Raw genomic sequence first — 4,464 nt, 5'->3', positions numbered from 1 at the left:
AGGTTCTTCGATATCTGTAAAGGGCTGGGCGTGGAGGAAGAGCATATCAGGTTAATTATTCCATTGAAAAAGAATCTGGATGAGAATAGAGCCATCCTCAAAGAAGAACTTGATTACGAAGGCGTCTCGGTGATCATTTCACAACGAGAATGTGTACAGACATTGAAAAAACAAAAAAAACAATGCAAAAAAACATCATTATTGCCGGAGTAGGTGGACAAGGTATTCTCACCATCGCATCCATCATAGATCTGGCAGCCATGAATCTGGGTCTTCACGTGAAGCAGGCAGAAGTACATGGCATGAGTCAACGCGGCGGCGCCGTTGAGTCACACCTACGCATCTCCACTGAAGAAATTTACTCGGACCTGATTCCTCTCGGGAAAGCAGATCTGATCCTCTCTATTGAACCAATGGAGTCGTTACGATACCTTCCTTTCCTATCGCCGGGAGGAGTCATCGTCACATCAACGGAATCCTATGAAAATATCCGGAACTACCCCGACAAAACAGAACTATTGAACCATATACGAGAATCTGCCTCCTGTCTGTTGATAGACGCGGGAGCAATCGCCACGGAGGCCGGGAATGTGAAGACATACAACGTAGCCATGCTGGGTGCCGCAGCACCTTACACCGGTATGGAAGCAACAGAACTGGAAAAAGCAATCGCCACTTATTTTGCCGATAAAGGAGAAAAAATCATTGCGACGAACCTGAACGCCTTTAGACTCGGAAAAGATTATGCACAAAAATAAGATGACCTGGAACTCCGACATTGAATGTGCCGACAGGCAACAACTGTACGAGATACAAAGTGGACGCCTCACTGCGATGATTCACCGAATCTACGACAACGTACCTTTTTATCATAACAAGTTGAAGGAGGCAGGCATAGAACCCGGCGACATCAGAAGTGTGGATCAGCTGAAATATCTGCCCTTTACCACAAAAACCGATCTTCGCGATAACTATCCCTTTGGACTGTTCACCGTACCGCAAAGCGAGATTGTGCGAATCCACGCATCAAGTGGTACCACAGGGAAGCCCACGGTGGTGGGCTATACGCAACAGGATCTGGAGATATGGGCTGAGGTGGTAGCACGCAGCCTCACCATGGCTGGCATACACAGTGGTGATACCATCCAGATTGCCTATGGCTACGGGCCATTTACGGGAGGACTGGGACTGCATTACGGGGCTGAAAAAGTGGGCGCCACCGTGATTCCCATATCGACCGGGAACACCAAAAAGCAACTACAATTTATGACCGACTTTCGGGCAACCATCCTGGCCTGTACGCCATCCTATGCGGCACATCTGGGTGAAAGTATCCGTAAAGAAGGAATCGCTCCGGAAGAGATCAAACTCCGCATTGGTGTTTTTGGTGCGGAACCCTGGACTCACGAGATGCGCAGAGAAATTGAACAGCTGCTGCAGATCAAAGCCTATGACATTTATGGGCTGAGTGAAGTGATAGGACCGGGTGTATCGATGGAATGCGCCTGCCAATGCGGCAACCATGTATTTGAAGATCACTTTATCCCGGAGATCATCCATCCCGAAACATTGGAAGTGTTGCCCGATGGTGAACTGGGTGAGTTGGTCTTCACACCGGTGAGTAAGGTGGCCATGCCTCTTCTGCGTTACCGTACACGCGACCTCACCCGGCTTCACAGGGAGAAATGTGACTGCGGGCGAACTCTGGTACGCATGGAGAAATGCTTGGGGCGTACCGACGACATGCTTATCATTCGTGGTGTAAACGTCTTCCCCTCGCAAATAGAATCGGTACTTATGGAGATGACCGAAACTACGCCTCACTATCAGCTGATTATCAAAAGGGAGAACAATCTCGATACAATGGAGGTACTGGTGGAGATAGATGAAAAAAACTGGTCCGACAGTATCCGCGAACTTGAAGGCATACGACAGCGCATTGACCACAATATTAAATCAACGTTGGGTATCAGTGCAAAAGTTCGCCTGGTGGAACCGCACAGTATCGAACGATCGGAAGGGAAAGCCAAACGGGTGATCGACCACCGACAGTGCTAATTAATGTAATGTACTTCCGTCGCTAAAGACAACATTGTTTCAAAGAGCTGACTGATGATAGCTAAAGACTAAAACTAACATACCAACCGCTGAAAGCTTCATGTTTGCTCCTCAAGAGCTGAAAGCTGAAAGCCGAAACCGAAAATAAAATGCACATCAAACAACTTTCTGTTTTTCTGGAAGACCGTTCAGGGAGACTCACTGAACTGACCCGGATACTGGCTGAAAACGACGTGAATATTACCGCGCTCAGCGTCGCAGAAACGGCCGATTATGGTATTGTACGCATGGTAGTGGGCAGGCCCGAACTGGCAAAAAAAATACTGGAGAAGGCTGGTTTTTCCATAGGACTCACCGACGTAGTCTGTGTGAATATCCCCGACAAACCGGGGTCACTTTATCGCATTCTGGAGATCTTGACTGCAGAAAATATCAACGTGGATTATATGTATGCTTTCTCCAACAACGATGTGGCACTGGCGGTCATTCGTGGCGCAGATATCTCACAAATGAGCGGAGTACTGGAGAAGAACAATCTGCAACTTCTCTCTCAAGTCGATATTTACCAACTGTAAGCCAATTCCTAACCACTGAAGGAAGTAAATTTACTCTTAAAAGCCAACTGCTGACAACTAAAAAAAACTATGCCCCGATTTTCAAATAGTACAACCAATCTCCGTTCATCAGAAATCCGCGATCTGATGAGTCTTGCCACGGCTCCCGATATGATCTCCTTCGCCGGTGGTATGCCGGGCAACGAGTTGTTCCCGCTCATGATCATGGACAAAATTTACAACTCGCTCACAGAAAAAGAGAAGCAGACCGCCATGCAGTACGGTCCGACAACCGGCCTTCCTACTCTTCTTGAGTCATTGTCGGGCTATCTGGAGACAAAGGGACTCCCGATGAAAAATAACCGACTGATCATCACAACCGGCTCACTTCAGGCAATTCATATCCTGGCAAAGGCTTTCATAGACCCGGGAGATCCGGTGCTGGTGGAGACACCCAGCTTTATCGGGGCACTGTCAGCTTTTCGTGCCTGCCAGGCCGAACTGATTACCGTACCGCTGATGAGTGACGGGATGGAAATAGATCAGTTGCAAAAAAGATTGGAAAGCACATCTATCAAACCGAAATTTCTCTACTATGCACCCAACTTTCACAATCCGGCAGGAATCATCTACTCACCGGAAGTAAAACAGGAGATGGTTAAACTACTGAAAAACAAGGAAATACCCATCATTGAGGACGATGTATATAGCGACCTCTATTTTTACGAGGAGGACCTGCCAAAGATGCAGCTGATCAAAACAATGGATCCGGAAGGAATAGATGTTTGCTTTACGGGTTCATTCTCGAAGATACTGGGACCCGGACTGCGTCTCGGATGGATGCTTGTGCCCGAATCGGTCTACCGGAAGTGCGAGTTGATCAAACAATCTATCGACGCCTGCTCGCCCAGCATCTCACAGGTCATTGCGGACAAATTTATCCGTGAGGGACATATTTACACCTATGTCGCCCAGGTCCGGGAGGAGTACAAAAAACGGGGAGTGGCCATGATTGAGACACTGGAAGCCTGCCTGCCGAAGTATGTGACATTTGAAAAGCCCCGCGGAGGATTCTATGCATGGCTACAACTGCCTGAAGGTTGCGATGCAACCGATGTATTGAAAAAAGCGATTGAAAATGGGGTGGTCTTTGTCACCGGAAAGACATTCGATCCCGACGGAATCCGCAACGACCACATGCGGGTGTCTTTCTGCAACACCGACGTGGAAACCATCCGCCGCGGTGTTCCGGTGATTGCGGAAGCAATTCGTGAGGTGTATGGCAGGTAAGACACACACCTCACGAATTTTGCCACTATTAACCCAAGAAGGCGATCAACACGCCAGCAGCTACAGCCGAGCCAATCACGCCTGAAACGTTACTGGACATACAGTACTGCAGGATGTGATTCGATTTATCATATTTCAGCGCCAGCTCGTTGGCTACACGCGATGCCATGGGTACAGCACTCAGGCCGGTAGCGCCCACTAGCGGGTTAATCTTCTTCTTCGCTCCCTTGTTATAAAGCTTCACGGCCAAAATACCTCCACCTATAGAGATTGCGAAAGCAAACAAACCCAATACAAGAATTCCAATGGTCTCCCAACGGAGAAATACAAGGGCTGGCATGGTCGCCCCCACGCACACCCCCAGGAATACCGTGGCGGTATTCATGATCGGGCCGGAAGCGGCATCTGCCAGACGTGCTGTATTGGGACCTATTTCCTTTAAAAGGTTACCCAGCATCAGCATACCAATGAGAGGAGCGGCAGAAGGTACAAGCACAGAAACGACCAGCGTCAGTACGATGGGGAAAATAATCTTTACCGCCCTCAGATGTTTGATCTCGTT

General features: G+C 48.5%; 5 protein-coding genes and 1 pseudogene. 5 read left to right on the top strand and 1 reads right to left on the bottom strand.

What is annotated here, in order from left to right:
• From B3Z75_RS08300 to B3Z75_RS08280, 5 genes and pseudogenes are all read left to right on the top strand, one after another.
• A pseudogene (locus B3Z75_RS08300) lies at nucleotides 1–213 on the top strand (indolepyruvate ferredoxin oxidoreductase); the annotation flags it as partial.
• Nucleotides 183–758: an indolepyruvate oxidoreductase subunit beta gene (locus B3Z75_RS08295; RefSeq protein ID WP_294069952.1), complete on the top strand. Its 576-nt coding sequence runs from the start codon at nucleotides 183–185 to the stop codon at nucleotides 756–758. The pseudogene B3Z75_RS08300 and the gene B3Z75_RS08295, both read left to right, overlap by 31 nt.
• A 1-nt stretch (nucleotide 759) precedes the next feature.
• Nucleotides 760–2,058: a phenylacetate--CoA ligase family protein gene (locus tag B3Z75_RS08290; protein ID WP_294069974.1), complete on the top strand. Its 1,299-nt coding sequence runs from the start codon at nucleotides 760–762 to the stop codon at nucleotides 2,056–2,058.
• A 149-nt stretch (nucleotides 2,059–2,207) separates the two neighbouring features.
• The gene (locus B3Z75_RS08285) at nucleotides 2,208–2,633 is read left to right on the top strand and encodes an ACT domain-containing protein (protein ID WP_294069948.1); all 426 of its coding nucleotides are present in this window, start codon (nucleotides 2,208–2,210) and stop codon (nucleotides 2,631–2,633) included.
• A gap of 69 nt (nucleotides 2,634–2,702) precedes the next feature.
• Nucleotides 2,703–3,902, top strand: a complete 1,200-nt coding sequence (locus tag B3Z75_RS08280; protein WP_294069945.1) for a PLP-dependent aminotransferase family protein — start codon at nucleotides 2,703–2,705, stop codon at nucleotides 3,900–3,902.
• 28 nt (nucleotides 3,903–3,930) lie between these two features.
• Here B3Z75_RS08280 and B3Z75_RS08275 read toward each other — a convergent pair.
• Nucleotides 3,931–4,464 (bottom strand): sodium ion-translocating decarboxylase subunit beta (locus tag B3Z75_RS08275; RefSeq protein WP_294069941.1); only part of this gene is annotated, 534 nt, incomplete at its 5' end.

It is taken from the genome of Proteiniphilum sp. UBA1028, assembly GCF_002316955.1.
In the GTDB taxonomy this organism is placed as follows: Bacteria; Bacteroidota; Bacteroidia; order Bacteroidales; family Dysgonomonadaceae; genus Proteiniphilum.
The sequence above is the reverse complement of the archived record's forward strand: the minus strand, read 5'-3'. Positions and strand labels throughout refer to the sequence as shown.